Below are 16,096 nucleotides of genomic sequence, written 5' to 3'. Positions count from 1 at the left end.
CAATAGGCACAGCGCGTTTCGCGCGGGTGCTCATTGCGCGTCTTCGACACGACCCGACTCCGAGCCGCCAGGCGAGGAGACGGCATGAGCGTGCAGAGCGTCGATCGGGCGCTCGACGTGCTGGAGGCACTGGCCGATCATGGCGGCGAGGCCGGGTTGTCGGAGATCGCGGCCAGGACGGGCCTGCCGTACGGCACGATCCACCGGCTGCTCCAAACGCTGCTCGCGCGCGGTTACGTCCGGCAGGAGAGCGACCGCAGGTACGCCCTGGGCGGTGCCTTGGTACGCATCGGTGGAGCGGCCGAGCGGATGGTGGGCACGTGGGCGGAGCCCTACCTCGCCAAGATGGTCGAGTTGTCGGGCGAGACCGCGAACATGGCGGTGCTGGAGGGCGACTTCGTGGTGTACGTCGCCCAGGTGCCGTCGCCGCGCAGGTTGCGGATGTTCGCCGAGGTGGGGCGGCGAGTGCTCCCGCACAGCACGGCCGTGGGCAAGGTGCTGCTCGCCGACCGTCCGGATGCGGCGGCCATACTCGACCGGACCGGCCTGCCGCGCCGTACCGACCGGACGATCACCACGACGGACGACCTGCTGGCCGAGATCGGCCGGGTCCGCGACCGGGGTTACGCCCTGGACCTGGGCGAGGAGGAGAACGGCGTGCACTGCTTGGCTGTGCCGGTCCGCGTCGGCGGCCGGGTGCTGGCGGCGATGTCGGTGTCCGGCCCGGCTGAGCGAATCGACGCGCACGACCGTGAGGAGCTCGCCGCGTCCCTGCGCGCGGTCGCGGACGACTTCGGGGCGTCCGTGTTCGGCGCCTGACCCGCGCACCCGACCCGCGACCGAGGAGGATGGGGACATGTGCCGAAGCATCAAGACCCTGCGCCCCCCGTTCGCCGACGAGGTGACCGACGACGACATCCGGGCCGCCGCGCTGCAGTACGTCAGGAAGATCTCGGGGTTCCGCGCTCCCGCCGCCCACAACGCGGCCGCTTTCGAGCAGGCCGTCGAGGCGATCACGCGGGCCAGCGCCGACCTGCTCGCCTCGATCGAGGTTCGCGGGGCCAGGCCGTAGGCGCTGCTTCCTATGACGCCTTCGAGACGGCCGGACGGACGCCTTCGAGACGGCCGGTCGAGCGCCTTGGAGACGGCCGGTCGAGCGCCTTGGAGACGGCCGGTCGAGCGCCTTGGAGACGGCGGCTTTCCTCGTCGCGAGCTGCGGGGCTTCGAGCTGCGGGGGGCTTCGGAGCTGTGAGGCTTCGGAGTTCCTCGGGGTCTTCACGTGCGAGCCGCTCAGGTCGCGTACAAGCCGCCCCCAAGTCGTGCGGTCGAGACTGGGCCGCATGGGACTGTTTTCTAATTTCTTCCTGGTCCGGCGGCTTCGCAAGGGACCGACGCTTCTCCTTCCCTACGTCCCCGACGCCGAGGCGATGCTGAACACCGTACGGCTGCACGGTCCGGGGGCCAGGCCGTACGGCAACGGCCTGAAGGTCAGCGACAACGTATGGCTGCGCGGCCCGATCACGATGACGCCCGAGTTGGCGGCCAAGGCGGGCATCCCGGCCGGATGGCAGGTCGCCTACGTCGCGGCGAACATCGACGACGAGGAGGGCGGGGAGTACGACCGGCCCATGGCCGTCGCAGCGGGCCTGGCGGAGCGGTTGAACGGCCAGGTCCATCCTCACGCGCCCGACTCGCCCGCCGATCTGGCTGACGTCACCGGCGGGCGACGCGTCCCGGTCGCCGAGCTGGTCGAGCTGCTGGCCGATGAGCTCCCCGGCCTGACCGCCACGTCGGTGAACCCGTTGATCACCATGCTGACCAGCGAGCGAAGCCCGATCGAGATCCTGGTGGAGGCGGACGACGGCGAGGTGACGTACGAGATCTGCGTGGACGACGGCGTCAAGGGTCCCGATCTCGTCGGGACGGCCCGCCGGGCGGCCTTGGCGATCGCCGAGCGGGCCGGCGGGATCGCCAGGGACCACAACGGGTTCCTGATCAGATGAGCGGATCGGCCGCGGGAGACGGCCGGGGCACGCGCGGCGCGCGCTGAAGGCGCCGGGTGACCGGGACACGCGGCGTTGAAAGCGGGGGTGGCCGAGCCCAGTCGGCGTCCGCCCCAAAAAAGGGAGAACAGACGTGGAACTCGATCCGGGCGTCCGGCGGAGGTAGGGGTGAGGGGCGCGCGGGCGCCCACTTAGCCCTATGGAAGGATCGATCCTTCTCATGCCGACCGAAGCTGGGGGCCCTCCCCCGACCCTCTCGCGCCCCTCGGGTTCCCCGAAGGCCCCGAGTTCCCCGAAGGCCCCGAGTTCCCCGAAGCCCCTGAGATCCTCCGTGGACGGACACGACGGGTGGTGAGTTCAGCGGCTCCACATCCCTGGGGCCTGTTCACCACCTCCGAGGCGGAGCCGAGCGGGCCCAGCGACGCCGGGCTGATCCGCGCGTCGCTGGACCGGCCGGAGGAGTTCGCCGGGGTATTCGACCGGCATTCCGACGAGATCCACGCCTACGTCGCGCGCCGTCTCGGCCCCGAGCTCGGCCAGGCCGACGACGTGACGGCGGAGACGTTCCTCATCGCCTTCCGCAAGCGGCACAGATACGACCTGACCCGGCCGGACGCCCGGCCGTGGCTGTACGGCATCGCGGGCAAGCTGATCTCCGGCCATCGCAGGTCCGAGGTGCGCAGGCTCAAGTCTCTCGCCAGGGCCGCGGGCGGCGCGGAGGCGTCCGGCACGGAACTCCACGAGGAGGAGCGCAGCGCCGAGCGCGCGAGCGCCGCCGCCATGCGCCCCGCGCTCGCCGCCGCCCTGGCGCGACTGTCCGCGGCCGAGCGGGATCTGCTCCTGCTCGTCGCCTGGGCCGATCTCACGTACGAGGAGACGGCCGAAGCCCTCAAGATCCCCATCGGCACGGTCCGCTCCCGGTTGCACCGGATCAGGGCGAAGCTCCGCCGCCATCTCCACCTCTCCGAGGAGCCCGCCGCGTGAACGACGAAATCGACATGATCAAGCAGGCCCGGCCGGAGGTGACTCCGTACTCCGAGGAGGCCAAGCTGGCGGCCCGGCGTACCCTGACCGCCTCCGCCCCACCCAGGCGCAGGCCGTACGGCATCGCGCTCGTGGGGGCCCTCGCGGTCGCGGCGGCGAGCGTCGTCGCGGTCGCCACGCTCTTCCCCGGTGCGGGCGCCGACGACGGGCCGACGGTCGCCGTGGGCACGGCGAGCGCGGGCACCGGCGAGCGGGCCGCGATCACGCTGCCGAGGATCGCGAAGATGTCGGCGGAGGAGGTGCTGGGCCGGGCCGCCCGAGCCGTGACCGACCTGCGGCCGGGTGACGACCAGTTCATCAGGGTCACATCGCAGACGATGTACGGCGCGTTCCGGATGGGCGCGAACGTCAAGACCGGTGAGTCGATCGAGGAGAGCCGCTACCTCTACCGCTCCAAGCGGACGATCTGGCTTTCGGCCGACGGCACGAGGGACGGCGCCCTGAAGATCGAATACCTGGAGCCCCGGGCATACCCTGGCTGGCCGATCCCGAAGGAGGCCTACGACGAGCAGGGCACCGAATGGAACAGGCTGCCGGTCTGCGGGAACGTGTCGGAAACCGCGTACACCTCGCTGAAGAAACTGCCGGGCGACGCCGAAGGGATGCGCGCCCACCTCTACGCCAGGGATAACGGGGACAATTCGCCGGACGCCGGGGCGTGGACCGCCGTCGGCGACCTGCTCCGGGAGACCTACCTGCCCGCCGCGCAGCGCGCCGCGCTGTTCAAGGCCGCGGCGACGATCCCCGGCGTCACCGTGACCGAGGACGCCGAGGACGCGGCGGGACGCAAGGGCATCGGCGTGGGGCGTGAGTCGCTCGGCATCCGTGAGGACATCATCTTCAACCCGGAGACCTACGAACTCCTGGGTGAGCGGGGCATCGTGGTGGACGAGAAGGAGGCCAAGGCTCCGCTCGGCAGCCTGGTCGCCTCAACGGCCCAGCTGACGATCTCCGTCGACGACAAGGCGCCCCGGGTCGACGACCCGCACGTCGGCTGCGGCTGATCTTCCGCCTCCGCCGCCGGTTCACGAGGACCCGCTCTCCCAGGCCATAAGGGCGGGTCCTCGTCGTGTCCTGGGACAGGCGCACCGGCGTGACGACCTGACCCCGGTTCGCGAAGGGGTCACGCGCACCGGCATGACCAGCCGAACCGGTTCGCGAAGAGGCCGGGCGCACCGACATGGCCACCGGACCACGCCTGGCGGAAGGTCAGGCGCACTGCTCCAACATGGTCGACTTGTCCTCCTCGGTCACCGGCAGTTCGTACTTCAGCGCGACCTGGGCGAACCGGACGGCGTACGAGCAGCGGATCTCGTCGATGGGCGGAAGCCAGTCGGCGGGGCCCGAATCGCTCTTGGAGGAGTTCATCGGCCCGTCCACGGGCAGCAGGTTGAGCGGATCGTTGGCGATCTGCTTCCGCTTGGCGTCGCTCCACCGGGACGCGCCCATCTGCCAGTCGTAGGAGAGCGGCATGACGTGGTCGATCTGGATCTCGGCGGCCTTCTCCTTGCGCCACTCGATGGTCTTGCCGGTGTACGGGTCGTCCAGGGTCATGGAGATGAGGATGCAGGTCGATCCATCGCGGTATTTCAGCTTCTGGCCGTCCCGCCGGAGCAGGTCGTTGCGGGTGTCGCAGCCGTTGCGCCCGAAGGGGACGTCGTCCACGCTGTCGGCCCAGGCGTACCCGAACTTGTCCCGGTCGTAGCCGGTCTTCGTCCCGCGCTTCTTGGTGGGGACCTTCTCGATGAGCTCGCGGGCCTTCGCCTTCTCCTTGGCCGCCGTGATCGGCGCGAGCCCCGGCCTGGTCCCGTCGGGGTTCTCCAGCGGGCTGGCCCCGCGCCCGCCTCCGCCGGACTTCGACGTCGCCTTCGGCGACGCGCTCTTGGCGAGGTGATCGACTCCGATGTCCTGCGCGTCCAGCGGCCCGCATCCCGCCAGTACGGCTACCGCCACAGAGAAACCGAGGATCGCCCTGGATCCACGTGCACGCATCGCCACCCCTAGGTAAAGAAATTACATACCTAGGTATAGCAAAGCCCCAAGAAATAGTAATTATCGGCAAATGTCAGGTTCTGGAGTCAAGCCGCCCGAATCCGGCATAAGGGGCACAGCGTCACGAGTGGTGACAGGGTTCCCACGTCCCGACGGCGGCCACGCGCTCCTCGACCTCAGCGGTCCGCAGCCGTGGCCTTATCGGCGGTCACGCCGCGCTCCACGGCCTTCGCGGGCGGGGGGCGTCTCACCGCCTGGCGGACGGCACGGATCCCACCGGCGTTCAGGAGCCGTGGGCGCCGCCGGTGCCAGCCACCGGGGACGGCGGCGCCACAGGGGTCACGGAGGGCGCACCTGTCACGGAGGGTGTGGGTGGCATGGAAGTCGCGGAGGGCGTGGGCGTCGCGGGCGGTGTGGAAGTCGCAGGTGGCGTGGGTGGCGTGGAAGTCGCAGGTGGCGTAGAAGTCGCGGGCGGCGTGGACGTCGCGGAGACCGCCGCCTTGGAGCGGCCTCGCAGGCCGCCGGACAGCGCGCGGAACGCCAACCCGGCCACGAGCCCCCAGAACGCGGCCCCGATGCCGAACGGGGCGACCCCGGAGGCGGTCACCACGAACGTGACCACCGCCGCGTCACGCTGCCGCTCGTCCGCGACGGCGGCCTGGACCGCCGAGCCGAGCGTGGCCAGCAGCGCCAGCCCCGCGACGGTCTCGATGAGCAGCGGCGGGGACGACGCGATCAACGACACGGTCAGCCCGATGGACAGGCCGAGCACGATGTAGACGACGCCGCCCGTGACCGACGCGATCCAGCGCCGGTCCCTGTCGGGGTGGGCGTCGGGGCCGGCGGCCAGCGCCGTGGTGATCGCCGCGAGGTTGACCGCGTGCCCGCCGAAGGGGGCCACGGCCATCGTGGCGAGCCCCGTCGTCGTCAGGATGGGCCGGAGCCTCGGGTGGTATCCGTAGGTCGCCAGCATGCTCATCCCGGCCACGTTCTGCGAGGCCATCGTGACGATGAACAGCGGGATCGCGATGCCGATCAGGGCGCCGGCCGAGAAGGAGGGCGTCTCGACGGTCACCGCCGGCCACAAGCCCGCGCCGTGCTCCGCTCTCGGCTGGGTGAGCAGGATGACGGCGATCGTGACGAGCAGCGCCCCCGGCACGGCCCATCTCCTGGCGAAGCGGAACAGCACCGCCCAGGCGACGACGATCGGCATCGCGGACCCGGGAAACCGTACGACCGCCTGGACGGGGGCCAGGCACAGCGGCAGCAGCACCCCGGCGAGCATGGCACCGGCCAGCGGGGCGGGGATGGCGTGCAGCAGGCGGCTGAACCGGTCGGACAGCCCGGCAAGGACGAACAGCAGGCCGGTGACGGCGAACGCGCCCAGGGCCGCACGGTAGTCGGCCCGGTCGCCGGCGCCCTCCGACCCGACCGACACCAGCAGCGCGGCTCCCGGCGTGGACCAGGCGACGCTCATCGGCATCCGGTAGCGCAGACCCAGCCCGATCCCGAGCGCGCCCATCGCGAGGCACAGCACCAGCAGCCCGGACGTGGCCTGCGCCTGATCGGCGCCGACGGCCCGCAGCCCGGCCAGCACCACGGCGAACGAGCTGGCGAAGCCCACGATCGCGAGGACCACTCCGGCCAGGATCGGCTGCAGCACGCGTCCCATCACGAACTCCGTTCGTTCCGTATATGGAACAGCAGTCTAGGGCCCGTCGTTCCACAAACGGAACAGTCCGGCACGATACTGGTCGCATGAGGGAGCACTCCGCGGCGTTCGCGGCCGAGGTCGGGCAGCGCATCCGGCGGCTGCGCGCGCAACGCGGGCTGTCGCTCTCGGAGCTGGCCCTGCGGGCAGGCGTCGGCAAGGCCACGCTGTCCGGGCTGGAGGCCGGGATCCGCAATCCGACCGTCGAGACCCTGTACGCGATCACCGCCCAGCTCGACGTCCCGCTCGCGGCCGTGCTCACCGACATGCTCACCGAGTCCGGCGTGCCGCCCGACCATGCTGTGCCGTCCGATCCCGACGTAAGGCCGGAGCGGCCGGAGCGGCCAGAACCACCCGAGATCATCCACGGGTCCGCCGTCTCCGCCGCGCTCCTGGAGACCTTCGTGGACGGGCTCGTCACGACCGAGCTCTACCGGCTGCGGATCAGGCCGGGTCGGGTGCAGGTCTCCCCCGCCCACCCTCTCGGCGCCGTGGAGTTCCTCACCGTCTTCACCGGCACCGCCCGGGTCGGCCCGCTCGACCGTCCCATCGTGATCCCGGCCGGAGGCCACGCGAGCTGGGTGTCCGACGTACCGCACATGTACGCCGCGGAGACCGGCGAGGACGTGCACGCCTCCCTCGTCATCCGCCACACCGCCTCACGGACGGGCGGAGCGACGGCGAGGGGCGCCCGCACCGATCCGATCTGACCGGTAGGGACGCCCCTCGCGTGCTTCAGGACCGCGGCGAGGTCACGGAGAGGCCGTCACCGGCCGCCGTGACCTCCCGCGAGCCGTCAGAGGCCGTACTCCTTGGAGATGCGCTCGTGCCGCTCGACCTCGACGCCGACCTCGCGGGCCAGGTCCAGCCAGGCGAGCGGGTGCACCCACTGCTCGGTCGCGTCGTCGAGCGTGGCGTCCAGCTCCGCGGCGCTCACCGTCGGAGGCGCGGCGATCCAGCCGAACACGCCGGGCAGCTGCTCGCCGGTCCCGGGGTGCGTCACCTGGTAGTTCTCGTCGCTGTAGACCCACATGGGCCAGCCGCGCTCGGCGAGCAGCTCATTGAACTCGGTCCACTCCTCCTCGGAGGGGGCCGCGCCGTCGAAGAACCAGCTCGTGTATCCGCCGGGACGCAGCATCGACACACCCGCGAAGGGGATGACGAAGCTCTCGCGCTCCTGCGGGTCCTCCGGAACCGGCTCCAGCGGACGCGGGTCGATCACGACCACGTCCCCCGCGTTGTACTCCATGCCGCGCGGCTGCGGGATCGCCAGGCGCGCCGTGGCCGGACCGGTCCGTACGGCGAGCACCTCCCGCTGGCTGCCGTCGGGCGAGGGGAGGATGGCGCGGATCAGGTGCCACTCCTCCTCGATCGGCCCTTCCTCGGACTGGATCGGCATGCCGAGCTTGGCGGCGGCGGCGCGGACCGTGACCCAGTCCTCGGCGGCGGTGGCCAGGACGATGATGCGCCAGATGTCCTCTTCCTCGGCGTCGCCGGTGTCGAGGAGCGGCCGCATGATCTCGGCGCCCTTGGCGTTGTCGCCGAGCTGCTGCACGGCGCCCGACCAGAGCCGGCGCCCCTCCAGCGTGGACCCCGCGGCGACGGCCTTCTCGGCCTCGGCCGCGGTCTCCTCCCAGCGCTCGCGGGCACGGTGCAGCCGGGCGAGGGCGAGGTGGGAGTGCCGCTCGGGCAGGAGTGCGGCGAACCGCTCGACGCGCTCGTCCTGGTTCGCCTCGATGAGGAGGCCGGTGAGGTAGGCGATGTCCTCGTCACCCGCGGTGGCGGGGTCACCGTCCTCGACGATCAGCTTCCAGTAGATGTCGGCGCCCGTCCCGGCGTATCCCAGGAAGCCGAGCGTGGTGGCGTGGCGGCGGGTGGCCTCCAGCTCCGTGCCGGACACCGGCCAGAGCCAGCCCACCCACCGCTCCGGGTCGGCCGTACGGCCGTCGGCGGCGTCGAAGTAGGCGACCAGCTCGTCCTGCGGTCCGGGCGGGGGCAGGACGGGAGCGGCGTCCGCGGCGGCGCGCAGCGCGGCGATGCGCTCCGGGAGGCCGTCGGTGTTCCTGAGGTCGGCCAGCGCCGCCTCGGCCAGGTCGGCGAGCAGCCGGGCCTGCCACTGTCCCTGGCGGGCGACGGCCAGGTCGCCGGCCGCCAGCGCGAGCTCGACCCGGGCACGGTGCCCGCCCATCGTCTCGAAGTACGCGAGCCACTGCCGCAGCACCCGTCCGAGCTGCCAGCTGTTGGAGATCGAACCGCTGCCGGCCAGCTTCGCGACCGTCTGCGCCCACTCCACCCACTCACGCGGGTGCTCACCGACCACGTCGAGATCGGGAAGCGCCTCGACGGCCTCGTCCATGCGCTCGAGGCCGACCAGCACGACAGTGCGCAGCAGCGCCTCCCGGCGCGCCTTGGCCACCGGGTCGTCCGGCTTGAAGTCCGCCGCCGCGTCCAGCGCGGTCAGGGCGGCGTCAGCGCGCCCGTCGGCGAGCAGCGCCCGCGCGGAGACCGCGCCCAGCTCCCAGCTCGCCTCCCGGCCCGCCGCGCGCAGCCGGTCGACCGCGGCCTCGGCGTACGCGACCGCCTCGGCGGCCTTGCCCGCGTCCAGCAACGCGGCGACGTACTGGGTGGTGAGCCCCGGAAAAGCGAAGGAGTCCGGCTCGACGTCACCGAGCGCGGCGCCGAGGGCGGCCAGCCGCTCGTCGGCGTATCCGGGGCCGTCCGTGTTCGCCTGGGCGATCGCCAGTGCCTCGACCGCGGCGGACGCGGCCGGGCAGTCCCGCACGTCGTCTCGCTGGGAGAACTCGACAAGCTGCCGAGCGTCGTCCAGCGCGACCGCGCCGTTCGCCCGGTCGCCCACCCGGCCGATCATGTGCCAGTAGCGGGCGAAGAGCTCGAGCCACGGCTTGCCGAGCACCTCCGCCTGCTGGGCGATGGCCGGGGCGACGACGTCGAGCTGCCCGTACCGCCCTTCGAGGGCCTGCGCGGGGACGTCACCCAGCGCCACGGCCAGACCGGCGTTGCCGGCTTCGTGCAGTTCCCTCTGGGTGCCGCCGACCCAGGCCCAGATGTCCACGTCCATGGGCAGCCAGTCTGCCAGCTCACCGAGCATGCCCCAAACGCCGCGAGCCATGTCCTAACCGGCGTTGGCGAAACCCGTCACGATCAGCCGTCCAGAACGGCGGGCCAGTCTCCCGACGCGACCAGGACGGCCGGGCCGGCGAGATAGCTGGTCTCCTCGTCGAGCGTGACGGTCACGGTGCCGCCGAGCACGTGGACGGCCCAGGTACCGGTGCTCCGCCCGGCGGCGTGGGCCGCGGCCACCGCGGTCGCGACCGCCCCGGTGCCGCAGGAACGGGTCTCCCCCGACCCGCGTTCGTGGACCCGCATCGAGACGGCGTGATCGGCCACCGGATTGATCAACTCGATGTTGACGCCGTCGGGATAGACCTCGCGGTCGAACCCGGGCTGCGCGGTCAGGTCGAGCCCCGCCACGGGGTCGTCGATCAGGCAGGCCAGGTGGGGGTTGCCCATGTTCACGTTCAGGCCGTGGTACTCGCGGCCGTTCACCGTGGTCCGGCTCTCGCCCAGCACACGGGGCCTGCCCATGTCCACGGTGACGTCCCCCTCGGACGCCAGCCGTACCCGCTTGACCCCGCCACGGGTGGCGACGCCGAACTCACCCGGCGCGGCGAGCCCGGACGCGACGAGGTAGCGGGCGAAGACCCGCACGCCGTTGCCGCACATCTCGGCCACGCTGCCGTCGGCGTTGCGGTAGTCCATGAACCACTCGGCCATGGACGCCTGGTCGGCCGCCTCGGGGCACAGCTTCGTACGGACGACGCGCAGCACGCCGTCGCCGCCGATCCCCGCGCGGCGGTCGCACAGCGCGGCGACGGCCGCCGACCCGAGATCGAGCGCCCCGTCCGGATCCGGAAGGATGACGAAGTCGTTCTCGGTGCCCTGCCCCTTGACGAACCGCATAGCAGCGAATTTTAGTCGCAACGGCCTTCCGGAACCGCCGCCGGCAGGCTCGCCGGGCATGGGTCCGGCCACTCGGGACGGCCGCTCGGGACGGCCGCTCGGGCGGTCGCTCATCGGCCGTGGCCGCCCCGGCACCGTCCCCTCCCGACGCCGAGGCGGCTACGGCGTGATCAGGGCGAGCGCACGATCGGTCAGGTCGGGGGCGTCGAAGGGCAGCCACACGACCCGCGGATCGCGGCGGAACCACGACTCCTGGCGGCGGGCGAACCGGCGGGTGGCCCGGATCGTCTCGTCCTTGGCCTGCTCCTCCGTCCACTCCCCGCCGAGGAAGCGCAGGACCTGGGCGTAGCCGAGCGCGCGACTCGCCGTACGGCCCTCGGCCAGGCCGAGGTCCGCGAGCCGCCGCACCTCGTCGACGAGACCGGCGTTCCACATGCGGTCGACCCGGAGGGCGATCCGCTCGTCGAGCACCGGCCTCGGGACCTCCACCCCGATCTGCACGCTGTCGTAGACGGAGTCGTACGACGGCATGGTGGCCGAGAAGGGCCGCCCGGACAGCTCGATCACCTCAAGGGCCCGGACGATCCGGCGGCCGTTGCTCGCCAGGATCTGGGCCGCGGCCACCGGATCCTCCCTGCTGAGCCTCTCGTAGAGGGGCGCGGGGCCCGTCTCGGCCAGTTCCTTCTCCAGCCGGTCACGGATCGCCGGATCGGTCCCCGGGAACTCCAGGTCGTCCAGGGCCGCCCGGACGTAGAGCCCGGAACCTCCGGCGAGGATCGGAACCCGGCCCTCAGACCTGAGCCGGTCGATCAGCGGTCGGACCAGCCCCTGGTATTCCGCGACGCTGGCCGTACGGGTCACCGGCCAGATGTCCAGCAGGTGGTGGGGCACGCCCCTGCGTTCGGAAACGGTCAGCTTCGCCGTCCCGACGTCCATTCCTTGGTAAAGCTGCATCGAGTCGGTGTTGATCACTTCGCCGCCCAGCCGCAGTGCCAGATCGACGGCCAGATCGGATTTCCCGGCCGCCGTGGCACCCACGACGGCGATAACAGGTAGTCGCCCCACAACGGTAAGTCTCTCAACTCCTGGGTAAGGGGGAGCCGTACGATGCCTGGTCGCATCGAATCGGGGTGAAGTCACGATGTCGATCATCGACAAGGTCAAGGAAATGATCAGCAGCACGGCAGAGAAGCTGCAGAACATCCCGAAGCAGCGTCACGCGAGGAGCCAGGAGACCATGGGCGACGTGACAGGCCGAGGGCGCGACACTTTCGAAGGCACCGAGGGCAGGCTCGGCGAGGACACCGGCAGGAGGCCGGAGAGTCCCGGCGGAACCGGCGGGCCTGAGCCCCGCTGACCCTCGCCGGGGCCGATGCCCCGGCGGCCAAGGTGAGGCCACGGTGAAAGGTGCCGCTCCGGATGCCCCGGAGCGGCACCCGCTCACAGATCCCAGTCGAGCGTGGGCGGCAGGTGACCCTCGAGGGTCAGCAGCCAGCGCTTGGACTCCACGCCCTCGCCGCCGCTGAACCCGCCGAGGCCGTTGCCCGCGACGACCCGGTGACAGGGCACGATGATCGGTATCGGATTGCTGCCCATGATCGATCCGATGCCCCGGGCGGGCACACCGGTGCCGCTCCTGGCGGCCAGTTCGCCATAGGTCACCACTCGCCCGTACGGCACGGTGGTGTAGAGCGTGCCCAGCACCTGCCGCTGCAACGTGGACATCAGCCGCCAGTCGACCGCGACGCCGAACTCCCGCAACTCACCGGCGAAGTAGGCCGCGAGCTCCCCGCGTGCGGACGCCGTACGGGAAGGGTCGTCGGCGACGGCCATCTTCAGCCGCTCGGTGATGCGCGCCCGCGCGGCGGGGCTGTCCTGGAAGGACATGGCGGCGACGCCGTCCTCCGTCACGGCCGCGAGCACGTCACCGAGCTTCGTCGGAACGCTGGCGAAGGCGACTGTATCCATGCGTCCATTCTTCCGGGTCCGTCCCGCTCCGGGACCACCGTCGTGCCCGGGAGGCTCGCGACGGCCGCGAATGTCGAGGCGCCAGGGCGAGGCGTTAGGTTGAGGCGTGCATCGCGAACTCATCGTCCTGGGGACCGCCAGCGCCGTACCGACACGGCACCGCAACCACAACGGTTACCTGCTGCGCTGGGACGGCGAGGGATTCCTGTTCGATCCCGGCGAGGGAACCCAACGACAGATGCTGCACGCGGGAGTGGGCGCGCACGACATCACCTGGATCTGCGTCACGCACTTCCACGGCGATCACTGCCTCGGCGTTCCCGGTGTCGTCCAGCGGATCGCCAGGGACCGGGTCGGCCACACCGTCCACGCCGCCTACCCCGCGAGCGGGGAGACGTACTGGCAGCGGCTGCGCCACGCCTCGTCCTTCGCCGACACCTCGGTCATCAAGGCCCGGCCGGTGTCCGGCGAGATCATGCACCTGCCCGCGGGTCCGGTCACGCTCACCGCCCGGCCGCTCTCCCACCCCGTCGCGTCCTACGGCTACCGCGTGGACGAACCCGCCGGGCGGCGCATGTTGCCGAGCGAACTCTCCAGGCGCGGAGTGAGCGGCTCCCTGATCGGGGAGCTGCAGCGGCAGGGCACGGTGACCGCGCCCGACGGCTCGACCGTCCATCTCGCCGACTGCAGCCTCCCGCGCCCGGGACAGAGCGCGGCGTTCGTGATGGACACCCGGCTCTGCGACGAGGTGTTCGCCCTGGCCGAAGGGGTCGACATGCTCGTGATCGAGTCCACGTTCCTGTCCGCCGAGTCGGCTCTGGCCACCGAGTACGGCCATCTCACGGCGGCCCAGGCAGGCAAGGTGGCGGCCGAGTGCGGCGTGCGCCGTCTCGTCCTGGCCCACTTCTCGGAGCGGTACGCGGAGGCCGACGAGCAGCGCTTCCTCGACGAGGCGGCCGAGGCGTTCAGCGGCGAGATCATCGTCGCCCGTGACCTCATGCGGATCCCCGTGCCCAAGCGGGAGACCTGATCGGGCGGCGCCGCGACGTTGGGTTCAGCCGTTTCGCCTGGGCAGTGCCACGGGTTCGGCAAGCGGATTCCATGGGATCGGCAGGCCGGTTCCATAGGATCTGCGAGCGGCCGACTCCGGGATCCGCCGGGTCGCCCTCTCCACGGCCCGTTCGGCCACACCGACCTCCTGAGCGGCCCATTCGGCCACACCGACCTCCTGAGCGGCCCGTTCGGCCACACCGACCTCCTGAGCGGCCCATTCGGCCACACCGGGCCGCCCTCGTGATCACCTCACCGGATCACGCCCGGCTGCCCTCCTCAGCGGTCCACCGCGCCACGAAGTAGCCGACGCCGTAGGGCGCGTCCTGGTAGAGCAGCTCGCCACGCATTCCGCCTTCCGTGTCGCCTCGTACGCCGTCGGGCAGAGCCGCTTCGGGCGAACGAGGTCGCGGAGGCTCGGCCGGCGAGGTGGAACGATCGCCCGCCGCGGCGGCGAGAACCTGGAAGACGGCCCGTCCGGCAACCCACAGTTCCTCGGCCTCCGCCCGGTCGAGTGCGGCCAGCCGGTCCGTCCGGGCGTTCCCGATCGCGTCCGCCAGCATCTCGTCGTACGGCGCCGCCGCGGGATGCAGGTATCCCGGGGATTTCTCGGTCAGCCGCGCCGATCCGTCGCCCATCGCCAGGACCGCGACCCGGCCGCCCGCCCGGGAGATCCGCAGGCCGAGCGCCGCGCACTCCTCGGATGGCGCGTCGAAGGCGACCACTTCGAAGCCGACGGGGACGGCGGTCTCGGACAGCCCCGAGTGGTCGAGCACCCAGCGCCCGACGGTGAGCGACAAGGGAAGGACGGGCTCGCCCCGGCCCACCCGAACGTCCACGCCCCATGGCCGGAACGTCCCGGCGGCGTCACCGGGAAAGGAGGCGCTGCTGGCCGCACCGCCGAGGACGACCAGCAGATCGGGCCCGGATCGCACGAGCGAACGGACGGCCTCCGCGCACGCCGCACGAAGCGGATCGAGCTCGGACGCGGCCGAGCCGGCGAGCTCGGGGACGATCAGTGGCGGATGCGGGCATACCGCGGCGGCGACGAGCACCGCACCAGGCTATCCGTCGTGCCTCCGGACACCGTTCCCCGCCGAAGCCGCTCCGCTCCGCGAGGCACGCCCCCTGGCGGGGACCACGAGCCTTCCCCGGGTAGCGAAGCCGGAGCCCTGTGTCCTCCATCAGAACCTCCCGAGGGGACCGCCGCTTTCAGGCGACGGGGAAATCGGGAGCGGGAGAGATGTCGCGGCCCGAGCGTGCGATGGCTGCCGGACCGCACATCAGGGTTTCCTCCGAGATTTGTCGGTGCGTGCCGACAGCCGCCGGATGTCGGTGGGGCACGGCATCAGTAACCGCCGACCGGCTCTCCTGGCTCGACGACGCCCGCGTCTCCGGAACGGTCGACCGTGTCCTCGTCGCCCTCACCACCGCCGGAGGACGGCTTGGTCGGCGACTTGCCCGTGGCCGACGACTGCGTCTCGCTCGTGTTGGGCGTCTTCTTGCCCGTCGTGCCACCGGTACCCGAACCGGACCCGCTACCGCTGGACCCGCTGCCTCCGGGAGAGGTGCCGTTCCCGCTGTCTCCATCGGCGTCACCGGATGCGGCGGATTCCCGGGCACCGTCGTCCGACGCGGAGCCATCGCCCGGTGCGCCCTCGCCGTTCGACGCTGCCTCATCACCTGTGGCGGGCCGGCCGTCGGCGGACTCGCCGTTCGATACGGAACCGGCTCCTCGTGAGTCGCTCGCGACCGCGTAGACGATCCCGCCTCCGGCCAGGACCGCGACGAGCGCGGCGACCGCGATGACACGCCGGTCAGGCCCGGTCTTGCGCCGGGATCTCGGCGAGCTCGCGGAAGGCCGGCTCGCGGAAGGGGGGTTCGCGGCTGGCGGGGTCGTGGGAACGGGCCGGGTCGGCTCCCCGTCGGGGTGCGCCGACGGTCGATCGTGCCTATCCAAGGTGTGACTCCCTGCGGCTGGTCGGGGAAACCTCCAGGCTTCCGAAGGGTCCGGCCAGCCTAGCCACCACAAGGCGCCTTTCGCACATTAACCACTCAAATAACATCACTCCGCATGTAATGATCTTAAATCGCCCATCTTGGCCGCATCGCTTGCTCAACACCGCACGAACAGAAGGCGAGGCAGGGCTCGACGCGGCTTGCCGTCGAGCCCGAACGGCCGAGGCCGGTTGGGAGCAGGACACGACTGAGCCCGGGACACCGCCGAGGCCGGGACCGATGCCTGACACCCGTCGGTCGTCGCCCACCAACCGAGATTGGAGAATCCCCGCCGCCCGCGCGAACGGTGGACCACACTGGTCCCGCCTCGCGCGACAGAACCGGCGCG

General features: G+C 71.6%; 16 protein-coding genes. 8 read left to right on the top strand and 8 right to left on the bottom strand.

The features are described 5' to 3' along the window. Nucleotides 1–84 precede the first annotated feature (84 nt). The 5 genes from IMZ11_RS06035 to IMZ11_RS06015 all read left to right on the top strand — a co-directional run bounded on the left by IMZ11_RS06035 (nucleotide 85) and on the right by IMZ11_RS06015 (nucleotide 4,051). Nucleotides 85–819 (top strand): IclR family transcriptional regulator, encoded by a 735-nt coding sequence (locus IMZ11_RS06035; RefSeq protein WP_228638292.1) that lies wholly within the window; start codon nucleotides 85–87, stop codon nucleotides 817–819. Nucleotides 820–856: 37 nt separating this feature from the next. Beyond that, entirely contained in the window at nucleotides 857–1,072 is a 216-nt protein-coding gene (locus IMZ11_RS06030; RefSeq protein ID WP_061257590.1) for a DUF2277 domain-containing protein, read from the top strand. Nucleotides 1,073–1,340: 268 nt separating this feature from the next. Continuing rightward, complete coding sequence (locus IMZ11_RS06025; protein WP_228638290.1) at nucleotides 1,341–2,003, top strand: hypothetical protein; 663 nt, start codon at nucleotides 1,341–1,343, stop codon at nucleotides 2,001–2,003. Between the two features lie 348 nt (nucleotides 2,004–2,351). Further along, nucleotides 2,352–2,987, top strand: coding sequence for an RNA polymerase sigma factor (locus IMZ11_RS06020; protein WP_228638288.1), 636 nt, complete (start codon nucleotides 2,352–2,354; stop codon nucleotides 2,985–2,987). Further along, nucleotides 2,984–4,051, top strand: coding sequence for a CU044_5270 family protein (locus IMZ11_RS06015; RefSeq protein WP_228638286.1), 1,068 nt, complete (start codon nucleotides 2,984–2,986; stop codon nucleotides 4,049–4,051). Before IMZ11_RS06020 ends, IMZ11_RS06015 begins: the two co-directional genes overlap by 4 nt. Before the next feature lie 205 nt (nucleotides 4,052–4,256). Here IMZ11_RS06015 and IMZ11_RS06010 read toward each other — a convergent pair whose 3' ends face one another. Together IMZ11_RS06010 and IMZ11_RS06005 are read right to left on the bottom strand one after the other, a co-directional pair. After that, nucleotides 4,257–5,039, bottom strand: coding sequence for an HNH endonuclease family protein (locus IMZ11_RS06010; RefSeq protein WP_228638284.1), 783 nt, complete (start codon nucleotides 5,037–5,039; stop codon nucleotides 4,257–4,259). Between the two features lie 283 nt (nucleotides 5,040–5,322). Next, entirely contained in the window at nucleotides 5,323–6,711 is a 1,389-nt protein-coding gene (locus IMZ11_RS06005) for a benzoate/H(+) symporter BenE family transporter (protein ID WP_228638282.1), read from the bottom strand. Between the two features lie 86 nt (nucleotides 6,712–6,797). Here IMZ11_RS06005 and IMZ11_RS06000 point away from each other — a divergent pair, with 86 nt between their 5' ends. Further along, nucleotides 6,798–7,460, top strand: a complete 663-nt coding sequence (locus IMZ11_RS06000) for an XRE family transcriptional regulator (protein ID WP_228638280.1) — start codon at nucleotides 6,798–6,800, stop codon at nucleotides 7,458–7,460. Between the two features lie 86 nt (nucleotides 7,461–7,546). Here the strand turns inward: IMZ11_RS06000 and IMZ11_RS05995 are convergent, their stop codons facing one another. The 3 genes from IMZ11_RS05995 to miaA form a co-directional block, all read right to left on the bottom strand. Beyond that, nucleotides 7,547–9,880 carry a tetratricopeptide repeat protein gene (locus IMZ11_RS05995; RefSeq protein WP_228638278.1) on the bottom strand — a complete coding sequence of 778 codons (2,334 nt, stop codon included), beginning with the start codon at nucleotides 9,878–9,880 and terminating at the stop codon, nucleotides 7,547–7,549. A gap of 32 nt (nucleotides 9,881–9,912) precedes the next feature. Then, the gene (gene dapF / locus IMZ11_RS05990; RefSeq protein ID WP_228638276.1) at nucleotides 9,913–10,731 is read right to left on the bottom strand and encodes a diaminopimelate epimerase; all 819 of its coding nucleotides are present in this window, start codon (nucleotides 10,729–10,731) and stop codon (nucleotides 9,913–9,915) included. A gap of 159 nt (nucleotides 10,732–10,890) precedes the next feature. Beyond that, complete coding sequence (gene miaA, locus IMZ11_RS05985; RefSeq protein WP_374462197.1) at nucleotides 10,891–11,874, bottom strand: tRNA (adenosine(37)-N6)-dimethylallyltransferase MiaA; 984 nt, start codon at nucleotides 11,872–11,874, stop codon at nucleotides 10,891–10,893. On the opposite strand from miaA, the gene IMZ11_RS05980 reads away from it, so the two are divergent. Continuing rightward, nucleotides 11,873–12,088 carry a hypothetical protein gene (locus IMZ11_RS05980; protein ID WP_061257596.1) on the top strand — a complete coding sequence of 72 codons (216 nt, stop codon included), beginning with the start codon at nucleotides 11,873–11,875 and terminating at the stop codon, nucleotides 12,086–12,088. The genes miaA and IMZ11_RS05980 overlap by 2 nt on opposite strands. 83 nt (nucleotides 12,089–12,171) lie before the next feature. On the opposite strand, the gene IMZ11_RS05975 is transcribed toward IMZ11_RS05980, so the two are convergent. Beyond that, nucleotides 12,172–12,699, bottom strand: coding sequence for a methylated-DNA--[protein]-cysteine S-methyltransferase (locus tag IMZ11_RS05975; RefSeq protein WP_061257597.1), 528 nt, complete (start codon nucleotides 12,697–12,699; stop codon nucleotides 12,172–12,174). Nucleotides 12,700–12,805: 106 nt separating this feature from the next. On the opposite strand from IMZ11_RS05975, the gene IMZ11_RS05970 reads away from it, so the two are divergent. After that, on the top strand, nucleotides 12,806–13,729 hold the full coding sequence (locus IMZ11_RS05970; RefSeq protein ID WP_228638272.1) for a ribonuclease Z: 924 nt from the start codon (nucleotides 12,806–12,808) through the stop codon (nucleotides 13,727–13,729). Between the two features lie 280 nt (nucleotides 13,730–14,009). On the opposite strand, the gene IMZ11_RS05965 is transcribed toward IMZ11_RS05970, so the two are convergent. Continuing rightward, entirely contained in the window at nucleotides 14,010–14,804 is a 795-nt protein-coding gene (locus tag IMZ11_RS05965; RefSeq protein WP_228638270.1) for a class III extradiol dioxygenase subunit B-like domain-containing protein, read from the bottom strand. A 293-nt stretch (nucleotides 14,805–15,097) separates the two neighbouring features. Continuing rightward, nucleotides 15,098–15,709, bottom strand: coding sequence for a hypothetical protein (locus IMZ11_RS05960; RefSeq protein ID WP_228638267.1), 612 nt, complete (start codon nucleotides 15,707–15,709; stop codon nucleotides 15,098–15,100). Between the last annotated feature and the right edge of the window lie 387 nt (nucleotides 15,710–16,096).

Source organism: Microtetraspora sp. AC03309 (assembly GCF_020826795.1).
In the GTDB taxonomy this organism is placed as follows: domain Bacteria; phylum Actinomycetota; class Actinomycetes; order Streptosporangiales; family Streptosporangiaceae; genus Microtetraspora; species Microtetraspora glauca.
This window is presented reverse-complemented; position numbering and strand designations above follow the sequence as displayed.

What these genes read in the sequence shown, in the direction of transcription:
- IMZ11_RS05980 (WP_061257596.1), top strand. Translation starts at nt 11,873, where the DNA reads ATGTCGATCATCGACAAGGTCAAGGAAATGATCAGCAGCACGGCAGAG.
- dapF (WP_228638276.1), bottom strand. Translation starts at nt 10,731, where the DNA reads ATGCGGTTCGTCAAGGGGCAGGGCACCGAGAACGACTTCGTCATCCTT.
- IMZ11_RS06010 (WP_228638284.1), bottom strand. Translation starts at nt 5,039, where the DNA reads ATGCGTGCACGTGGATCCAGGGCGATCCTCGGTTTCTCTGTGGCGGTA.
- IMZ11_RS06000 (WP_228638280.1), top strand. Translation starts at nt 6,798, where the DNA reads ATGAGGGAGCACTCCGCGGCGTTCGCGGCCGAGGTCGGGCAGCGCATC.
- IMZ11_RS05995 (WP_228638278.1), bottom strand. Translation starts at nt 9,880, where the DNA reads ATGGCTCGCGGCGTTTGGGGCATGCTCGGTGAGCTGGCAGACTGGCTG.
- IMZ11_RS06035 (WP_228638292.1), top strand. Translation starts at nt 85, where the DNA reads ATGAGCGTGCAGAGCGTCGATCGGGCGCTCGACGTGCTGGAGGCACTG.
- IMZ11_RS05975 (WP_061257597.1), bottom strand. Translation starts at nt 12,699, where the DNA reads ATGGATACAGTCGCCTTCGCCAGCGTTCCGACGAAGCTCGGTGACGTG.
- IMZ11_RS06030 (WP_061257590.1), top strand. Translation starts at nt 857, where the DNA reads ATGTGCCGAAGCATCAAGACCCTGCGCCCCCCGTTCGCCGACGAGGTG.
- IMZ11_RS06005 (WP_228638282.1), bottom strand. Translation starts at nt 6,711, where the DNA reads ATGGGACGCGTGCTGCAGCCGATCCTGGCCGGAGTGGTCCTCGCGATC.
- IMZ11_RS06025 (WP_228638290.1), top strand. Translation starts at nt 1,341, where the DNA reads ATGGGACTGTTTTCTAATTTCTTCCTGGTCCGGCGGCTTCGCAAGGGA.